This is a genomic window from Methylomicrobium sp. Wu6, assembly GCF_035916875.1.
In the GTDB taxonomy this organism is placed as follows: Bacteria; Pseudomonadota; Gammaproteobacteria; order Methylococcales; family Methylomonadaceae; genus Methylomicrobium.
Genome location: NZ_JAXUHN010000034.1, coordinates 1 through 18799, shown reverse-complemented (window position 1 = coordinate 18799; position 18799 = coordinate 1). Strand labels below are relative to the sequence as shown.

At 54.8% G+C, this 18799-nt stretch carries 13 protein-coding genes; 8 read left to right on the top strand and 5 right to left on the bottom strand.

Annotation, left to right across the window (positions count from 1 at the left end; translation table 11 throughout):
- Positions 1-9 precede the first annotated feature (9 nt).
- From U2W12_RS02090 to U2W12_RS02070, 5 genes are all read right to left on the bottom strand, one after another.
- Entirely contained in the window at positions 10-669 is a 660-nt protein-coding gene (locus U2W12_RS02090; RefSeq protein ID WP_326499015.1) for a hypothetical protein, read from the bottom strand.
- Positions 670-687: 18 nt separating this feature from the next.
- Positions 688-1134, bottom strand: coding sequence for an ATP synthase subunit C (locus tag U2W12_RS02085; RefSeq protein ID WP_326499014.1), 447 nt, complete (start codon positions 1132-1134; stop codon positions 688-690).
- Positions 1135-1196: 62 nt separating this feature from the next.
- Entirely contained in the window at positions 1197-2966 is a 1770-nt protein-coding gene (locus tag U2W12_RS02080) for an ATPase (protein WP_326499013.1), read from the bottom strand.
- Entirely contained in the window at positions 2963-3586 is a 624-nt protein-coding gene (locus tag U2W12_RS02075; protein WP_326499012.1) for a V-type ATP synthase subunit D, read from the bottom strand. The genes U2W12_RS02080 and U2W12_RS02075 overlap by 4 nt, the downstream gene beginning before the upstream one ends.
- Before the next feature lie 6 nt (positions 3587-3592).
- Complete coding sequence (locus U2W12_RS02070) at positions 3593-4936, bottom strand: V-type ATP synthase subunit B (protein ID WP_326499011.1); 1344 nt, start codon at positions 4934-4936, stop codon at positions 3593-3595.
- A gap of 472 nt (positions 4937-5408) precedes the next feature.
- Between U2W12_RS02070 and U2W12_RS02065 the strand changes: the two genes are divergently transcribed.
- The 8 genes from U2W12_RS02065 to U2W12_RS02030 all read left to right on the top strand — a co-directional run bounded on the left by U2W12_RS02065 (position 5409) and on the right by U2W12_RS02030 (position 18382).
- Positions 5409-7424 (top strand): DUF3300 domain-containing protein, encoded by a 2016-nt coding sequence (locus U2W12_RS02065; protein ID WP_326499010.1) that lies wholly within the window; start codon positions 5409-5411, stop codon positions 7422-7424.
- Positions 7425-7508: 84 nt separating this feature from the next.
- The gene (locus tag U2W12_RS02060; protein WP_326499009.1) at positions 7509-8471 is read left to right on the top strand and encodes a DUF2950 domain-containing protein; all 963 of its coding nucleotides are present in this window, start codon (positions 7509-7511) and stop codon (positions 8469-8471) included.
- A gap of 54 nt (positions 8472-8525) precedes the next feature.
- Complete coding sequence (locus U2W12_RS02055; RefSeq protein WP_326499008.1) at positions 8526-8684, top strand: hypothetical protein; 159 nt, start codon at positions 8526-8528, stop codon at positions 8682-8684.
- Between the two features lie 13 nt (positions 8685-8697).
- A complete protein-coding gene (locus tag U2W12_RS02050) occupies positions 8698-9960 on the top strand; it encodes a sodium:proton antiporter (protein WP_326499007.1) in 1263 nt (420 codons plus the stop codon).
- Between the two features lie 66 nt (positions 9961-10026).
- On the top strand, positions 10027-11220 hold the full coding sequence (locus U2W12_RS02045; RefSeq protein WP_326499006.1) for an efflux RND transporter periplasmic adaptor subunit: 1194 nt from the start codon (positions 10027-10029) through the stop codon (positions 11218-11220).
- A gap of 6 nt (positions 11221-11226) precedes the next feature.
- Positions 11227-14376 carry a multidrug efflux RND transporter permease subunit gene (locus U2W12_RS02040; RefSeq protein WP_326499005.1) on the top strand — a complete coding sequence of 1050 codons (3150 nt, stop codon included), beginning with the start codon at positions 11227-11229 and terminating at the stop codon, positions 14374-14376.
- Positions 14369-15814, top strand: coding sequence for an efflux transporter outer membrane subunit (locus U2W12_RS02035; RefSeq protein WP_326499004.1), 1446 nt, complete (start codon positions 14369-14371; stop codon positions 15812-15814). Before U2W12_RS02040 ends, U2W12_RS02035 begins: the two co-directional genes overlap by 8 nt.
- A gap of 183 nt (positions 15815-15997) precedes the next feature.
- Complete coding sequence (locus U2W12_RS02030) at positions 15998-18382, top strand: phosphoketolase family protein (protein ID WP_326499003.1); 2385 nt, start codon at positions 15998-16000, stop codon at positions 18380-18382.
- Positions 18383-18799 lie beyond the last annotated feature (417 nt).

Here is an 18799-nt window from a genome sequence, read left to right as displayed (position 1 = left end):
GGTCACCCCTTAATCCCCACCCGTCAAGATGGTCTGAAAACGTGGCAGCAAATGAGCTGCAAGCATTTTGGATATCGCCTTGTCGGATAAATCGATTTCCAGTTGTTCGCCGACCAGACGAACCTTCGCACCGCCCTCGACGCTGCTGGACGGAATCAACTCAACGCCTTCGCGCAACATATCGCTGGAAAGGCTCAATATGGTTTGTTTACCCAGATCGCGCAGCTTGGGATCGGACTGTCCGGTCAATATGGCCTCGGACAGCAGAATTTGAATTTTTTTCTCTTTTATAAATTCTTCCGCGCTATGTCCGGCCAATACTAAAATCAGGTTTTTCATCAATTCCCGGTCTTGCGTCGCCGTGGTGACCAAACGGCGCACGAAGGTTTCGAATGCGGCAGCAACGACGTTTTTCAACCGCTTCACGGTGTCGCGGGCAGAAAGCTTTAAGGCTTCCTGCGCCGCGGCCTGCTCGGCTTCGATATCCGCAGTGGCTTTGGCGCGCAGTTGTTCCACCTGTTTTTGGGCTTCCGCGAGTAAGTGCGAAGCTTTCGCTTCCGCTTCCGCAAGGATGCGCGCGGCTTCCCGGTTGGCGCTTTGCACGCCCTGGTCGCGTATCCTATCGATCAGCGCTTGTACGCTGGTATCAGTGTCAATGTGTTCGGCCATGATTTTGCCCCCGCCAGCTTATTTGGGAATGCCGGCGGAAAGCACCAGCGCAAAAACGAATGCAAACACCGCAAAACCTTCGACCAATGCCGCCGGCGCCAGGGATATGCCGAAGATATCCAATTTACTTTTCGAGGCATTGATAGCTGAAGCGCAGGTGCTGCCTTGGGCAAGCCCACTTAGCATCAAGGCAATGCCGGTTAGAATGCCCAGCCCGAAAATACCTGGAGAGTTTGCAATGTTGATATCCCGGCGAAGTACCATGGTCACGACAACTCCGAAAATGGCTTGCGAAGAGGGCATGGCGGCAATTGCAATAAAGCGGCCGTAACCGCTTTCGATTTCCACCAAAGCGCCGCAAGCCGCCATGCCGGCGCGAGCGCAACCGAACATACTGCCTACCGCCCCCAAAGCCAATGGCGCATACATACCCAACCAGCCCAGCGACATAATCATAGAATCCATAACGAACCTCTCATTGTCAGTAAATTGCAATAAAACCTGTGCTTTATTCAGTAGTCGTGTGGCTATCTTTCCTTGCGGCGTAAAGGATTAAAAGGGGTGCCTTCTTCTTTTAATCCCCAGTTGAAAAATTCGATAACATTAAGCCGCAATCCTTGAATGACCCCACTCATTAAACCCAATAAGAAATTTATCGTATGTCCCAAAAATAGAACCAGGAAGGCAAAAAATAGCCCTATTCCCGGCATGGCGTGATAAATGTCGGCGGCCATACGATTAAATTCCACAGCCAGGGAACCGCTGGCGAGACCCAGGGCAAACAGCCGCAAATAACTAAATACATCGCCGAAAGCAGCGGTGAATTTGGTTAAACCGTGGAGGCCCTTTAGCAGCCGGGATAACGGTTTTTCGGATGGCGCCGAAAACAGTAACACTAAAACGCCGCCCATCGTGGCCAAAATGGCCGGCATTGTTTTCAAATGGCCGAGATCGAAGGATGCCGCGATCAATAAAATTAATCCGGCCGTAACAATTAAGGCCCAGCCGACAGATGCCAGGCCTTCCTGTCTAATCTTATAGCGGGCTGCGTCCATAGCGGTCGCTAAAATGATATGTAAACAACCGATGAACACCGAAATTTTCATCATTCGATTGGAATCGTTCAGATCCAGGATATAAAAAAAAGCCAATGGCGAGCCTTTGGGAGGCAAGACCCCAAAATAGCTGCCGATCAACATTCCATAGAGCAGGGAGCAGGAAACAATGGCCACGCATAACGGCCGGAACCGCCTTCCCGTCTTTGAGCCGCCCATGGTTCGCCAAAAGAAAAGCAATGCTGCTGCTAAAATCAGCGCGTATCCGGCATCGGCCAGGATCATCGCGAAAAACGAAGCAAAGGAGATGAAAACGACTTGCGAAGGATCCCAGGTGCGATAACCCGGTGTCATGTAGAAATTGACCAGGTCTTCTCCGGCAGCAAGCCAAGGGGGATTGTCCAAACAGGTCGGCGGACTGTCGTCCGGCCGCGCTTCCCGGACATCGATATACACGCGGTGACGGCGCGCATAGTCTTCGAGTTCCGTATGCCGCGCATGTGGCGCCCACCCGCGCAGTGCGAATATTCCGGACCGCCCATAAGTCTGTTTTTGCGCGGCGGCTAACGCAGCCCTATCTTCCAGGGTTGCGATATTGTCATGCAGCAAGGTATACCAGCGGGTCAAATAGGCGCGTTCAGCCTGCACGTCCTCGATAGCCAATTCCACCTCTTCAAGGCGCGCCTCCAATTCATGGCGAGGCCGGCTGCCGAGATGCGTGCGGCTGACGGGCATACCCTCCGGCTCGTTTTCGGAAACAACCGCAACGTAGCAATAGCGGCTATCTTTTTTGATGATCTCATGCACCAGGGGCAAATCGCGCATTATAGCCATGTCGCGATGCGGCAACACGTAGAACCACAGATGCAGTCCGCCCATTTCATACAAGGGGGAAAATTCAAAATCACCCCACGGCTGCATGTCCTGGATGCGTTTGACCAAACCATCGCGCTCATCGGATAGCGCCAGCAGGCGCTGCCTGACGTCGAGTATCTTGCATTCGGTCTCCAGCGCGTCGAAACGGACGGTATCCCGGCTTTGCCGTCTTTTCTGCGGGCATGCGCGTAAAAATTGCAGCGCTTCCCGTGCCCCCGCACTGGGGCCTTCGGTATTCTGGCTTTCGCTTTCCTCCGCGAACGGTTCGATATGCAAGCAGCCCAGTGCCTGCAAGTCCTGTAACAAGCGTTCCCGATCCTCGGTCAACCCCACAAAAGTGACCTTATCCAAACGGACGATGCTCATTCCGAGGCCTCCGCGAGCGCGTTTCGCCCTTGCAATTGTTTCGATTTGGCGAGTTTTGAAGTCACTACCGCGGCGCGTTCGGTTTCGCCGAGATAGATACGAATGCGCTGGATATTCTTACGCGCCGTCGGAATCAGAATTTTGTCGAACAAATTGACCCGTTGCGTCACCCGCCGCAATTGCAGACGTAAAATGTCCAAGCGCTGGGCGGCAATCTCGGCGCGCAGCCGGCACGTTTTGGCGTCCTTCAGTCGTTGCACCAGGATGTCGAGCCATGCCGGCGTCGCCAACAGTGAATACTCGGCGACCTGACAATCAAGCGACTCCAATATTGGCAGTCTGACGCCGACAATGTTCTGCTCACCCAGTTTATAGCCTTTGACGACCACCAGATCGCGCAATGGCAGGCCTTGATCGGCGAGCATCGGCAATTCTTCGCCGATGCGCGTTTCCAAAGCGTCGATCTGCGCCACGGCGGCGGCGTGTTCTTCTTGGGCCTTCTGGGTTTCCATCGTCAATTGTCGGCGTTTCAGGTCGAGCGATGGCAATAATCGCTTATAGAGCTTCAATTGCTCCTGTTCGTGATGCAGTGACTGCTTGCTGAGTTTCAGCTTGGTCATGGCGGCTTACACCTGCGCCGCTTCGGCAACTTGTTGCGGAAAATATTTGTCGATCAAATTTTTCTTCATCAGCAACTCTTCCTTGGTGAAGCATTCCGCCAAGGTCTGCCAGCACAAATCCAAGGCCTCAACGACCGCTATGGAAACCTTGATATCCATAAACCGTTCCTTGAACAGCTTGCCGAACTTCAATAACTTGTAATCGAAAGGCGATAATTCGAAAGCCATCTCCTGTTTCTTTTGCGCTTCGACGGAGCCGGAATAAAAGCGGATCATCGTGTTCATAATTTGACCATGATCTTCGCGCGTGGCCTTGCCGATCACGTGCTGCTTGAGGCGCGACAAGGAACCGAACGGATCGATGATGCCGTCGTGCAAGTAGAACTGTCCCTCGGTGATGTAGCCGGTGTTATCGGGCACCGGATGGGTGACATCATCGCCCGGCATGGTGGTCGTTGTCAGAATGGTAACCGAGCCGGCTCCCTTAAAGTCGCAGGCCTTTTCATAGCGTTGTGCGAACTGTGTGTACAAGTCGCCCATGTAGCCGCGCACAGCCGGAATCCGTTCCTGAGCCACTCCGAGTTCTTTCATCGCATCGGCGTAAGCGGTCATATCGGTCAACAAAACCAGAACCCGCTTGTTTTCCTCTACCGCCATTTTTTCGGCAACAGCCAAAGCCATATCCGCTATCATCAACCGCTCGACCAAAGGATCCGAAGCTTGATTGACAAACATCACCGTCCGGTGAAACACGCCATGGGCTTCGAACGACGTACGAAAAAAATGGTAATCGTCGAAAATCAAACCCATGCCGCCAAAAACCAGAACATCGGCATTGGCCTGAAAACCGATACGCGCCAGCAACTCGTTATACGGCTCGCCGGCAACCGAGAAAATCGGTATTTTTTGGCTTTCGACCAGACAATTGAACAGATCGATCATCGGAACCTTGGTTTCGATCATGTGTGTCGGCATCACGCGCATCACCGGATTAACGGTCGGCCCGGCCACCGCAATGCGCGGGTCGGCGGTCAGTTCTGGACCTCCGTCAATCGGATCGCCGGATCCGCGGAATATCCTTCCCAGTATATTGGGCGAATAAACGACATCCAGACTGCGTCCGAGAAAATTGACGGTAGCGCCTGTGGACAACCCCTTGCCGCCGGAAAATACCTGGAGACTGACAATATCGCGGTCCAGCTCGACAACTTTCGCCAAGGAACTCTCTCCGTCGGTGTTTTCAACGACGGCCATTTCGCCGAAAGCCCTGCCTTTGGCGCGAACCCGGATGGTATCGCCGACAATTTCGAGAAGGCGGGTATGGCGGGCGAGATTATTAATTTGATTCATCACGAAGGCTCCATCTGATCAACACCCAAAAAGCAAAGAGCTAGCGCCGTCTTTGCTCTGGATAATTAGCCGAAGGACGGCGAAGTCAAGACCGTTCACTGTTCGTCAGCATTATGGATTAGCTGATCGCTATTCTATTCCTGCATTAACAGCCATTGCTATTGGACTTTGGTCCAAGGTCTGACTCGCTCGTATTTTTCTTCATTAGACAACTGGCCCCGTAGACACGTGCCATGGTGATATTAAACAGGAACAGCCCGGTACGAGCCTGTTAATTGGGATGCATGCAGAAACTAAATAAAAAAGTCGGGGCAGCTACCTTGGACCAAAGTCCAATAGCGCGGTTTACTTGACTTGGAATATAGTGCGTATTAATCATCTTGAGATTAACTCATCCGTGTCCTGACAAACAGAGTACAATTTTAGTATTCACAGTTTGCTTTTGGGGTGTTGATTATATGGAGCCTTCGTGATGAATCAAATAAATAATCCCGCCCGCCGCGCCCATCTTCCCGAGATTGTCGGCGGCACCGTGCACATGTGCGCTAAAGGCAGGGCAATGGCCAACGTTCAAAGCACCAAGAGGAAAAGCGCATTGACGCAAAGTGCCGGTATCGCAACGCTTCGTGGTGGAGTTGCCCGCGCGGTGCTATTGATCATAGCAATGCATGCCGCAGGCTGTGGCGATAAGGATAAAGAGAAAACCCAGACGCCACCCGTACCCTCGACCTCTCAACCCACGCAACCCCAACCTACGACACCGCCTGTTCCGAAGCCGGAGGCAAAACCCTTGACCAGTCTGGAGTCTCTGGTCGCGCCGATCGCGCTCTATCCCGATCCGCTTCTGGCCGAAGTGCTGGTAGCCTCCACATATCCACTGGAAGTGGTGCAGGCGGCCCGCTGGCTGGAATCCAAGCCTGATCCTGCAACTGTGCGCGATCAAAAATGGGACGCCAGCATCGTCCGGCTGACTGCGGTCCCTGATGTTATCGCGATGATGGACCAACATCTGGACTGGACTACGCAGTTGGGCGATGCCTTCCTGTCAAACCCGTCGCAATTGATGGACGCAGTCCAGGCCTTGCGTAAGCGCGCGACCGATGCCGGATTTTTGAAAGATTCCGATTTTCAAAAAGTCGAAACGAAAACGGTATCGGCGCCGGTGCAGGGGCTAACGGAAACGCCGGGGGCCAAAGTGACACCCGCCGTATTGACCAAGGAAGTGATTACCATACAGCCGGCCAAGGCCGATACGATATCGGTGCCAAGCTATAACCCCGAGGTTGTTTATGCTGCGCCGATGGCGCCACCTCCGGCAACAAGCCAAATGTATCCGGCCGCACCCGCAGCAAGTTATTATCCGACCTATTACCCTCAACCTGCGGCCACGACGACCACTACCACTTCCTCCGGCACCGACCAATTGATGTCGTTTGGGGCCGGCGCCCTCGTCGGGGGCTTGCTGACCTGGGGCATCATGGAATGGGCTCATGATGACGATGATTGGGATGATTACCATGTCTCGCATTATTATGGCGACGCCGTGTGTCGCGGCGGAAATTGCTGGCATGGGGGCGGGGGCTATTATGGCGGAGGGGGCTATGCCAACATTAACCGCGGTAATATCAACGTGGACCGGGACTTTAATATGTCCGGCAATGAGATCAATATAAATCGTGACGGCACTTTCAAGCCGGATCAACTGCCGGCCTTAAAAGACCGAACGAATCGCTGGCAACCGGATGCGCGCCATCGCCGAGGCCAGGCTTTTCCAGCGCAAGCCCAGCAACGGATCGGGCGCGCTGAGTCACCGGCCCTGGCTGGTAACCGGCTCAGCGGCGCACAAAATCTTCCTGCCGACATGCGAGGATTCGGTAAGGGGGACGCGGCGGATCGTTCGACCCCTAGCCGGCTTTCCAGCGCCGATATCCAGCAGCGTTTGGCGGCAAAACCCGGAGCGGCAGTGCGTCCTGGTGATAGCCGTGCCCAACCTTTTCAAAGCAGCCGTGAAAACGCTCTGGAAGGTCTACGAGCATCAGGTCAACGGAGCAATTTCGAAAGCCAGCGCGGCGCCTCGAGTCTAGGCTCCCGGCAACAGGTGAAGGGCCAGTCGCGTGCAAAAGACCTCGCGGCTCCCACGCCGCGCAGATCTGAAAACGGGGCGGCGCTGGGTCAAAGACGATCGGAACCGGCCATGCAGAGACCGAATCAGCAACAGCAGTTGGCCAGACAGCGCAATGAGCAAATGCAGCGGATGCAATCCCAGCGCCATCAAGAAATGGCGCGTCCGAACGCATTCTATAGCGCCCGCGATGGCGGCCGTGTAAATTCTTTCAGCAACCGAGGCAGCGCCAGTCTTAACCGAGGAGGAGCCGGCTTTGCACGTCCTCAACCGGCCATGCAAACCCCGTCATTTGGCGGACAACGCGGCGGGGGCGGCGCAATGAGTAGAGGTGGTGCTGCGAGAGGTCGTGGTGGTCGCCGGTGACGGGGTAACGAGATGAAATCACTTCATTTTTTCCCGGTTCCCGGTCATTGATAGTTTGATCTTTATTTAGGAGAGGTTTCCATCATGATGTCCAATAAACTCCGTTATACCCTTGCGACGTGCATTTTTGTCACCATGCTTGCTTCACGCGCCTTGTCTGCTGCAACCGAAACCAAAGCAGCGGCTATGGGGCAAGGCTTTACGGCGCCCGAAGATGCCGTAAAAGAGCTCGTTGATGCCGCGCGCGACAACGATAAAAATAAATTATCGGTGCTTTTTGGCAGCCAATATGCGGATCTGTTTTCGTCCGGTGACGATGTCGAAGATGCGAACAATCGCGCGGAATTTGTGAAAATGGCGGATGAGAAGTCTTCGGTGGAAAAGCGAGGGAATAATCAAGCGATCCTGCATTTCGGGCAGAATGGCTGGTCATTTCCTGTTCCTCTCGTGAACAACGGTGGTCAATGGCGATTCGATGTCGAGCAAGGCAAACTGGAAATTCTGGATCGGAGAATCGGACGCAATGAACTCAATACGCTGGGCGTAATTCGGGGTTATGTAGAGGCACAGTTCGAATATGCTTCTGTCGATCGGGATGGCGACGAAGTCAGCGAGTTCGCGACCAAATTGCGCAGTGAACCGGGCAAATTCGATGGCTTGTATTGGGAAACGGCGCCCGGTCAGCCCGAGAGCCCTTTGGGACTTCTCGTGGCGGAAGCTAAAGCCGCAGGTTACCAGACAAAAGGCAGCACCGGATCGGCGACGCCTTTTCACGGCTATTTATATAAGATTCTGACTCGTCAGGGCGGCAATGTTCCCGGCGGGAAATACGACTATATCATCAACGGCAACATGATTGCAGGCTTCGCTTTGGTCGCGTATCCGGCGGTCTATGGTTCATCCGGCATCATGACTTTTGTCGTCAATCATCGCGGAAGGATATACCAGAAAAATTTAGGCCCCAAAACCACGGAATTGGCTTTGGCGATGAAAGCCTATGATCCCGATGCTTCTTGGGAAGCGGTGGATGAGAATCCCGGCCAGTGAAAGCGACCTAAACAGGCTGATTAATCTCGTTATATCCATCATAAGATAACTGCCATGAAACACTTCCGCTCAGCGGTGATTGTTCTCTTTGAAAACGCCTGGGAGAGAACATTCAAGGAGATCGCCGGAAAGTACAACGGCTCCGTCCCCCATCAGAGGATCATACCCACCGATTCTCTTGCCAGGCTTGTTCAGGGACAAACCGAAAACTGAAGGAGGATGATCGGTGGATACTTTTACAGCAGTCGCTTTCCTGTTCGGCATTGCCGCGGTCCTGAGTTTTATTAACGACCGTTATCTCCATCTTCAGCACGACATTGGATTGTTGTTATTGGCGGGTCTGACCACCGCGGGACTACGAGTAGTAGAGTCCTTCGTTCCTTCCGGTGCTATCGGCTTCTTGCAGCAACTCACCCAGTCATTTAATCTGAACGACACTCTACTAAAAGGCGTTCTCTGCTTTTTGCTGTTTCGCGGCAGTGTGCGCGTCAGTTGGGTGACGCTGCGCGAACAACGCTGGCTGGTGCTTTGGCTGGCGTTCGCCGGCACCTCGGCGGCGTGCTTTCTCACCGGCGGACTTGTCTATGGCGGCCTTTCAGCTTTCGGCATCGCAGTCACCCTGCCTCAGGCGCTGCTGTTCGGAGCGCTGATTGCCGCTACCGATCCGGTAGCGTCGCTGGCGATTCTCTCCAAAATCGGCTTACCCAAAAATCTGGAAACAGTCGTCGACGGAGAATCCTTATTGAACGATGGCGTTGCGGTCGTGCTATTCACCATTTTCGCCGGATCGGCGATTAACGGCAGCGAGGCCAGTCTTGCCGAGGCCGGTTCCATTTTCGTGCGTGAAGTATTAGGCGGTGCCGTTTTGGGCGTTGTCAGCTGGCTGATTATTCACTATCTGATGTCGCTTTCGAGTACATACTGCACAGGTTTGCTGGTTTCTTTGGGGGCCGTGGCATCGATGTATTCCGCCGCCCAGCATATGGATATTTCGGGGCCGATCGCCACTGTCGTGGCAGGTTTACTGACCGGGAACATCACGGGGACGAGAATGAACGATACCATGCTTGCGCCTCTGCGTATCTTCTGGTCGGGTCTGGACGAGGTGCTGAACGCTCTGCTGTTCGTCTTCGTCGGCTTCCACGTGGTTCTGATCAATCCGTTACACAACGTCATCCCCGGCGTACCGGGCTTAATAGCGATCGCCGCCGTGCTTCTCGCCCGCGCCCTAAGCGTGTCGTCCATCGTCGCCGGGCTCGATAAGGCGGCTGTGATCCGTGCCGACTGCTTCGGCCTGACAAAACTTCTGACATGGAGCGGCCTGCGCGGCGGGCTGTCGTTGGCGCTCGCCGTGTCGCTGCCCGACAGCAACTGGAAACCGCTTATCCTGAATATGACTTTCGCCGTCGTCGTATTCTCGATCATTGTGCAAGGCCTGACTATCCAGCGGCTATTCACCCAGGATAGGCTGGCCGGTTTATTACGCTGAGTTCGCCTTGGCCTTTACAGCAGCCATTAAAAATACTGACAATCCCCTGGATAAAAGAGAATCATTATGGTACGGACGAACTTTTTAGCTACAACCGTTGGGCGCAAAACAAAGCCGTTACCGTCGATTTTGCTAATCCTTGTTGTTACATTGGCGTGCGGTGGCTGCGACCGGGCTCAGCAGCAGCCGGCCGCGCAAGCGCCAACCGTTGAAGTTGTCGATGTCGTGCAACGCGATGTGCCGCTTTCCCAAGAATGGGTCGGCACGCTCGATGGCATGGTCAATGCGCAAATTCTGGCGCAAGTCACAGGCTACCTCATCAAGCAGAATTACCTGGAAGGCAATCCGGTAAAAAAAGGCGCTCTGCTCTACGAAATCGATCCGCGCACCTTTCAGGCTGCCGTGGACGAGGCGCAAAGCAATCTGGCGCGCCAGGATGCGGAATTTAAAACCGCGCGGCTGGCTTTGAAGCGCATTGAGCGATTGCTCCCCGAAAAAGCGGTCAGCGTGCGCGATTGGGACACTGCCGTAGGGCGTGAAGCGCAAGCGCAGGCCGACGTATTTGCCGCCAGGGCGGCACTGGAAAAGGCCAAACTGCAACTCGGTTTTACGCGCATCACGTCTCCCATCGACGGTATTGCCGGAATATCCAGGGCGCAGTTAGGCAATCTGGTCGGGCCGGGGAGCGCCAACGCGGTACTGACTACCGTTTCGCAGGTCGATCCAATCAAGGCCTTTATTCCGCTGAGCGAACAGCAATACCTGCAAGTGGCCATGGAGTTGAACAATAAGGCCGAAGTTCGCCAACCGCCGAAGCTCGAATTGACATTGGCCGACGGCAGCACTTATCCCGAAACGGGCCAATTCTATTTCGCCGACCGTCAGGTCGATGTGAAAACCGGCACGATTCAGGTCGCCGTGCTGTTTAAAAATCCCGGTAATATTCTGCGTCCCGGCCAGTTCGCCAAAATTCGAGCAATCCGGACTAAACAGGGTGCCCTGTTGGTGCCGCAACGTGCCGTCAGTGAAATGCAGGGCAAGTACCTAACCGCTGTGGTAAAACCCGACAATACCGTCGCCATACGTATGGTAAAACCGGCCGAGCGCATCGGTTCGATGTGGGTGATAGACGAAGGCTTGCAGCCCGGCGAACGTGTTGTCGCCGAGGGTGTGCAAAAGGTGAAGGAAGGCATGGCCGTCGTTCCCAAGCCTTTTGCCGATCCATCCGACACCGCTCCTGCCGCCAAGACGGCAGGGTAGAACGCCATGGCTAAATTTTTTATCAACCGTCCCATTGTGGCGATCGTGATCGCCATCCTGATGGTGATGATCGGCCTGGTTTCCATGTCGGAATTGCCGATCGCCCAGTTTCCCAATATCGCGCCGCCGGAAATCCAGGTTCAAACCACTTACACCGGCGCCGACGCAGTCACGGTGGAGCAGTCGGTCGCAACGCCGATCGAACAGCAGATGTCCGGCGTGGACAACATGAACTACATGTATTCCATTAACGCCAACAACGGACAGATGACGCTGAGGGTCAACTTCGACGTGAAGACAGACCCGAATACCGACCAGGTGTTGTCGCAGATGCGCAAATCCCAGGCCGAGTCGCAATTGCCCCAGGACGTGCGCAACTATGGAGTCAACGTGCAAAAATCGACGGCGTCGCCGTTGGTCATGTTTGCCCTGTTTTCGCCCAAGGGCACTTACGACAATATTTTCCTCGCCAATTACGCCTATATCAACATCAACGACCAGATGACCCGGGTGAAGGGCATCGCCAGCGTGTCGGTTTTCGGCGCCGGCCAGTATGCGATGCGTATCTGGGTCAAGCCTGACCAACTCGCCAAGCTTAATATCACGATTCCGGAGATCATCAACGCCGTCCAGGCGCAGAACAACGTCAATCCTGCCGGCAAGGTCGGCGGCGAGCCGGTACCCCCGGGCCAGGAATTCACTTACGCTGTCCGTGCCCAGGGCCGCTTGCAGACCGAGGAAGAATTCGGCAACATCGTGCTGCGCGCCGACCCGTCCGGTTCCATCGTCCGCATCAAGGACGTGGGACGCATCGAACTCGGCGCCCAGGCTTATGACATGATCGGACGGCTCAACGGCAAGCCGGCGGCCCTGGTCGCTTTGTACCAACTGCCCGGTTCCAATGCCATCGAAGCCGCCGACGGCGCCAAGAAGATGATGGCGGAGTTGAAGACCCGCTTCCCCGAGGACCTCGATTATGTGGTCGCCCTGGACACCACCCTGGCCGTCACCGAAGGTATCAACGAAATCGTGCATACCTTGTTCGAGGCGCTGGTGCTGGTCATCCTGGTGGTCTTCCTGTTCCTGCAAGGCTGGCGGCCGACTCTGATTCCGCTGCTGGCGGTGCCGGTGTCGCTGATCGGCACCTTCATGCTCTTTCCTATGCTGGGTTTTTCGATCAACACGCTATCGCTGTTCGGCCTGGTGCTGGCGATCGGCCTCGTGGTGGACGACCCCATTGTGGTGGTTGAGGCCGTGGAACACCACATCGAAAAAGGTTTAAGCCCCAAGGAAGCCACCCTCAAGACGATGCGGGAAGTGACCGGCCCCATCATTGGCACCTCGCTCGCCTTGATCGCGGTGTTTATGCCGACGGTGTTCATTCCCGGCATCACCGGACGACTTTACCAGCAGTTCGCCGTTACCGTCGGCGTGTCGGTGATGATCTCCACCTTCAATTCACTGTCACTGAGTCCCGCATTGGCGGCGTTGCTGCTAAGACCACGGGTGCGCGGCACTGGTCCGGTGCAAAAATTTTATGACGGTTTCAACCGGCTATTTGGCCGCGCCAATGAGGGTTATGTGGGATTTTGCGCGGTGCTGATTCGTAAAAGCTTGATTAGCATGGTATTTCTCGTCATCCTCGCGGTTGTCGCCGGAACTCTGGGAAAAGGCTTGCCGATGGGCTTTTTGCCCGACGAGGATCAGGGTTATCTTTTCGCCGGCATCCAGCTTCCCAATGTAGCCTCGCTGCAACGCACGGACGAAGCGACACGGAAAGTCGAGGAGATTTTGAAGAATACGCCGGGCGTGGAATACTATTCCTCGGTGATCGGTTACAACATGCTCAGCCAAGCCAATACCACCTACAATACTTTCTTTTTCATTGCCTTGAAGAATTGGTCGGAGCGTACCAAGCCGGAGGAGCAATACACGGCCATCAAGGCGCATATCAATCGAGCGATGTCCCAAATTCCCGATGCCATCGGTTTCGCCTTCCCGCCGCCGGCCATTCCCGGCGTCGGCACTTCCGGCGGCGTGACCATGGTGCTTGAGGACAGAGCGGGCAAGGATGTAGCCTTCTTGGCGCAAAACACCAGCAAATTTATCGAGGCGGCGAAAAAGCGCCCTGAAATTGCGGGAATCTATACAACCGGTCTCCCCTCGGTGCCGCAGATTTTCGTTGACGTGGACCGGGATAAGGTGCTCAAGCAGGGGGTTTTGCTGTCCGATGTCTACAAGACTCTGCAAGCCTACATGGGCTCGGGTTTCATCAATTACTTCAATCGCTTCGGGCGGCAATGGCAAACTTATGTGCAGGCCGAGGGCGAGTACCGCAAGGATACCGAGTCCCTGGGCCAGTTCTATGTGCGCAACAGCGCAGGCGACACCGTGCCCCTGGCCGCTTTGACCAGCATACGCAAAACCGAAGGGCCGGAGTTCACCATGCGTTACAACTTGTTCCGTAGCCAGCAAATCGGTGCGTCGGGCAATCCGGGCTTTAGCTCCACGCAAGTGATGCGCGCCCTGGAAGAGGTTTTCGCCGAGACCATGCCCAAAGAAATGGGTTACGACTATCTCGGCATGAGCTTCCAGGAGCAGCAAGCCCAGAAAGGCATTTCGCCTGCCGTCGTGTTCGCCTTCGCGATTTTCTGCGTATTCCTGATTTTGGCCGCGCTTTATGAAAGCTGGAGTCTGCCCTTCAGCGTATTGCTGGGCACGCCGATCGCCGTGTTCGGGGCCTTCGTGGGACTTGCCTTGGGCCACTATGAAAACAACCTGTATGCCCAGATCGGGCTGGTGATGTTGATCGGCTTGGCCGCGAAAAACGCCATTTTGATTGTCGAGTTCGCCAAAATGGGGGTAGAGGAGGGCAAATCCGTCCTGGATGCGTCCCTGGAAGCGGCGCGTTTGCGCTTGCGCCCGATTTTGATGACGGCCTTATCCTTTATCTTAGGCTGTGTCCCTTTAGCCATCGCCAGCGGCGCTGGCGCGCTGTCGCGGCGGGTAATGGGATACGCTGTCATCGGCGGCATGACTGCCGCCACTACCATCGCCATTTTCCTCATTCCGGTGTCGTTCTACGTGGTTGAAAAATTTTCGCGGCGCGGTACCGCTTCGGACAAACAAGTGCCGCAGGAGCAGGACCGTGCGTAATCTCTCGCTATTATTGCTGATCGCCATGCTCTCCGGCTGTTTCAAGGTCGGCCCGGATTACCGCAAACCGCAGGTCGATACACCGCAAACTTGGCGCTTTGCCGAAAGAGAAGGCAAAGACACCAGCAACCTGCCGTGGTGGGAGCAATTCGGTGATCCCGTGCTGAATCGCCTGGTGGAGCGCGGCATTCAGGGAAATCTCGATCTTAAAGTCGCCATCGCCAATGTCGAGCAATTTATGGGGCAATACGGGGCTACGCGCGCCAATTTATTCCCGCAGATTTTCGGAGCTGCGAATTACGCGCACGCCCAACCCAGCAGAGGAGGCGGCGATGTATTGAGTAGCGGAACAAACAATAACGAAGTTGACTTTGCCAGGCTCGGCGCATCAATGCAATGGGAGATCGATGTCTGGGGCGGGCTGCGGCGCGCCAAGGAAGCGGCGCAGGCGGATCTGCTCTCGCAGGAAGCGGTGAAACGCGGCGTGATTCTAACCTTGGCCAGCGCTATCGCCCAAACCTACGTGCAACTGCGCACTTTCGATAAAGATCTGGAAATTACCCGCGCAGTCGTGCAAACGCTCAAGGAAGATTTGCATATTCGGCGCGTGCGCTTCCAGGAAGGTTACACCTCCGAACTCGAAGTCACCCAGGCCGAGTCCGAATATGAGCGGCGCAGCGCCTTGATTCCGTTTTACGAACAAAGCGTCGCGCAAACAGAGCATGCATTGAGCGTGCTGCTCGGTAAAAATCCGGGTCCGATCGAGCGCGGACGCAGCTTCGACGAACTTATGATGCCTGCCGTGCCGGCCGGCTTGCCTTCCGAGTTACTCGCGCGCCGGCCCGACATACAGCAAGCGGAACAAGCGCTGGTAGCCGCGAATGCCCGGATCGGCGTGGCGAAGGCGCAATATTTCCCGAAAATTTCCTTGACCGGCGATGTCGGCCAGATAAGCACGCAGGTTGCGTCTTTATTCGCGCCGGGCGCCAATTTCTGGACCGTGGGATCGGCGTTGCTCACGCCGATCTTCACCGCCGGTAAAATCGCCGGCCAAGTGCAGACGGCCGAAGGCGCCCAACAAGCGGCACTGGCTAATTACCGGCGCGCCATCATCAACGCCTTCCGCGAATTCGAGGATTCTCTGGTCGGCGGCATCAAGACCAAACAGCGCAGCGAGAAACAGGCGCGACGGGTAGCGGCGGTAGAAAATTATTACAATTTGTCGCGCAAACGTTACGATGAAGGCTATACCGATTATCTCACCGTGCTCGATGCGGTGCGCAATCTATTCGACGCGCAGATCGACTTGATCCAGGCGCGCAGCGATAATTTCACGGCATCGATCGGTTTATATCGAGCCATGGGCGGCGGCTGGATCCTTGCCGCCGAAAAAACCTTACAGCCTGCCGAACCGGCGGAAGCGTCAATGTTTCCCTAACTATTTTCCCTCCGAGCGCCGCACGTGCTGTATTGAATTAATTGACTTTATTCCAGGTCAAAAAAAGACTAGCGTCACGAGTCAGTACACTCGGCTAAATATTGTGTAAACCAGGAATCGCTGGATATAACCATCCATTGGCTTTATCAAACAGAAACAATTTAATAAAAACAGGAGCGTCCCATGAGTGATACAGACCTGAACAATCTTGAACCCCTCGATAAAGAAACTTTGCGCAAGACGCACGCCTACTGGAGAGCCTGCAACTATTTGGCCGCCGGTATGATTTATCTGCAAGAAAATCCCTTGCTCAGAGATCCGCTCAAACCCGAGCATATAAAAAACCGCCTTCTCGGCCACTGGGGCGCCAGTCCGGCACTGAGTTTTACCTATATCCATCTGAATCGCCTGATTAAGAGCTACGACCTGAATGCGATCTTCATGGCGGGACCGGGCCATGGTGCGCCAGGCGTTCTGGGACCGGTGTATCTGGAAGGCACTTACTCGGAAATTTATCCGAACAAAAGCGAAGACCTGGAAGGAATGCATCAGTTCTTTAAGGAGTTTTCCTTCCCCGGCGGTATCGGCAGCCATTGTACGCCGGAAACGCCGGGATCGATCCATGAAGGCGGCGAACTGGGTTACAGTGTGTCCCATGCCTTTGGCGCGGCTTTCGATAATCCCGACCTCTTGGTGGCGGTCGTCGTCGGCGACGGCGAAGCGGAAACCGGGCCCTTGGCGACGTCCTGGCATTCCAACAAATTTTTGAATCCGGTCCGCGATGGCGCGGTGCTGCCGGTTCTAAATCTGAACGGTTACAAGATCAATAATCCGACCTTGCTGTCGCGCATCAGCTATGAAGAGCTTGAAAACCTGTTCAAAGGCTATGGCTGGACGCCTTATTTCGTCGAAGGCAGCGATCCCGAAGTGATGCATCAACGCATGGCTGCTGTGATGGAACACTGCGTGACCGAAATTCGCAAGATTCAGCAGGCAGCGCGTGCAGGCGGCGCTCTGGTGCGGCCGCGCTGGCCGATGATCGTACTGCGCAGCCCGAAGGGGTGGACAGGTCCGAAAGAAGTGGATGGGCATAAAGTCGAAGGTTTTTGGCGAGCCCACCAGGTGCCCCTTTCCGGTATGAAGGAAAATCCGGCGCATCTGAAACAGCTGGAAGAGTGGCTGCGTAGCTACAAACCGGAAGAGTTGTTCGACGCCAACGGCCGCCTGATCTCCGAACTCAAGGAGCTTGCGCCAAAGGGCGTGCGGCGCATGAGCGCCAATCCCCATGCCAATGGCGGACTGTTGCGCAAAGCCTTGCGTCTGCCGGATTTCCGCGACTACGGCGTCAAGGTGGACAAACCCGGCCAAACCGAAGTGGAAAACACCAGGCCATTGGGCGTTTTTTTGCGCGATATCATGAAGCTGAACCCGACCAATTTTCGCGTGTTCGGACCGGATGAAAACACCTCGAACAAGCTCGATGACATCTATCAGGTCAGTAAAAAAATGTGGTTGGCGGATTACTTGCCTGAGGACGCCGACGGTGGTGAATTAGCGCCGGATGGCCGAGTCATGGAAATACTTTCCGAACATACCCTCGAAGGATGGCTGGAAGCTTACCTACTTTCCGGACGCCACGGTTTTTTCTCCAGTTACGAAGCCTTCGTCCATGTGATCGATTCGATGTTCAACCAGCACGCCAAATGGCTGGATATATGCAACGATCTTTCCTGGCGGGCGCCGGTTTCATCGCTGAATTTGCTGATCACCTCCACCGTATGGCGGCAGGATCACAACGGCTTTACCCATCAGGATCCGGGTTTTCTGGATGTGGTCGTCAATAAGAGCCCTGAAGTCACGCGTATCTATCTGCCACCGGACGTCAATACGCTGTTGTCGGTCGCCAGCCATTGCTTGCAGAGCACAAACTACTTCAACGTAATCGTTTCGGACAAGCAGAAACACCATCAATTTTTGGACATGGACGCCGCCATCGAGCATTGCACCAAAGGCATCGGCATCTGGGATTGGGCGAGCAACGATCAAGGCTCGGAACCCGATGCGGTGATGGTGAGTTGCGGCGACATTTCGACGCAAGAAGCCTTGGCGGCTGTTTCCCTGTTGCGGGTGCATTTTCCGCAATTGAAAATCCGCTTTATCAATGTGATGGATCTTTACCGTCTGACGCCGGAGAGCGAGCACCCGCACGGGCTTTCCGACCGCGACTTCGACAGTCTGTTCACGACCGATAAGCCGGTGATATTCAACTTCCACGGCTATCCCTGGCTGATTCACCGTCTGGCCTACCGCCGCACCAATCATAAGAACATGCATGTGCGCGGCTACAAGGAAAAGGGCAATATCAATACACCGCTCGAATTGGCCATTCGCAATGAGGTCGACCGATTCAGCCTAGCCATCGATGTGATAAACCGGGTTCCGGGCCTTAGCGTGTCCGGCGCGCATGTGAAAGAAAAATTGCGCAGCATGCAGATCGGTTGCAGTCAATATGCTTACGAACATGGTATCGACAAACCCGAGATTGCGTCCTGGAAATGGCCCCAATAATAATCGGCCAATCGAGGTATCATCATGACAAAACGTTAAATCCTCCCGGTTTGCCGAAAGGATTTAACTGATTTAACTTTTATCGTCAGTCATGAGGGCATGATTTGCCAAAAGACTTGGGCCCTAAAACTGCGGAAATCGTCGCGAAGATGAAAGAGTACAACCCTGATTCGACCTGGGAGCCGTTCCAAGCTCCTGAGTAAGCCGATTCTGGCGAAGGGGCCATGCATGTCATGACCCGTTAAAATGCATTCTTGGCAAGGGATGGCGTTTTTTGAAATATACCCTGACCCTGCCACAATGCCATTAAGTTAAGAGAAGCTTCGCTCCTTCTCCCTTCGGGAGAAGGCTGGGATGAGGGGATCAAAATAAAGTATTTTTCCTTATTTTTGATCCTCCTCACCCCAACCCTCTCCA

What these genes read in the sequence shown, in the direction of transcription:
- U2W12_RS02090 (WP_326499015.1), bottom strand. Translation starts at nt 669, where the DNA reads ATGGCCGAACACATTGACACTGATACCAGCGTACAAGCGCTGATCGAT.
- U2W12_RS02085 (WP_326499014.1), bottom strand. Translation starts at nt 1,134, where the DNA reads ATGGATTCTATGATTATGTCGCTGGGCTGGTTGGGTATGTATGCGCCA.
- U2W12_RS02080 (WP_326499013.1), bottom strand. Translation starts at nt 2,966, where the DNA reads ATGAGCATCGTCCGTTTGGATAAGGTCACTTTTGTGGGGTTGACCGAG.
- U2W12_RS02075 (WP_326499012.1), bottom strand. Translation starts at nt 3,586, where the DNA reads ATGACCAAGCTGAAACTCAGCAAGCAGTCACTGCATCACGAACAGGAG.
- U2W12_RS02070 (WP_326499011.1), bottom strand. Translation starts at nt 4,936, where the DNA reads ATGAATCAAATTAATAATCTCGCCCGCCATACCCGCCTTCTCGAAATT.
- U2W12_RS02065 (WP_326499010.1), top strand. Translation starts at nt 5,409, where the DNA reads ATGAATCAAATAAATAATCCCGCCCGCCGCGCCCATCTTCCCGAGATT.
- U2W12_RS02060 (WP_326499009.1), top strand. Translation starts at nt 7,509, where the DNA reads ATGATGTCCAATAAACTCCGTTATACCCTTGCGACGTGCATTTTTGTC.
- U2W12_RS02055 (WP_326499008.1), top strand. Translation starts at nt 8,526, where the DNA reads ATGAAACACTTCCGCTCAGCGGTGATTGTTCTCTTTGAAAACGCCTGG.
- U2W12_RS02045 (WP_326499006.1), top strand. Translation starts at nt 10,027, where the DNA reads ATGGTACGGACGAACTTTTTAGCTACAACCGTTGGGCGCAAAACAAAG.
- U2W12_RS02040 (WP_326499005.1), top strand. Translation starts at nt 11,227, where the DNA reads ATGGCTAAATTTTTTATCAACCGTCCCATTGTGGCGATCGTGATCGCC.
- U2W12_RS02030 (WP_326499003.1), top strand. Translation starts at nt 15,998, where the DNA reads ATGAGTGATACAGACCTGAACAATCTTGAACCCCTCGATAAAGAAACT.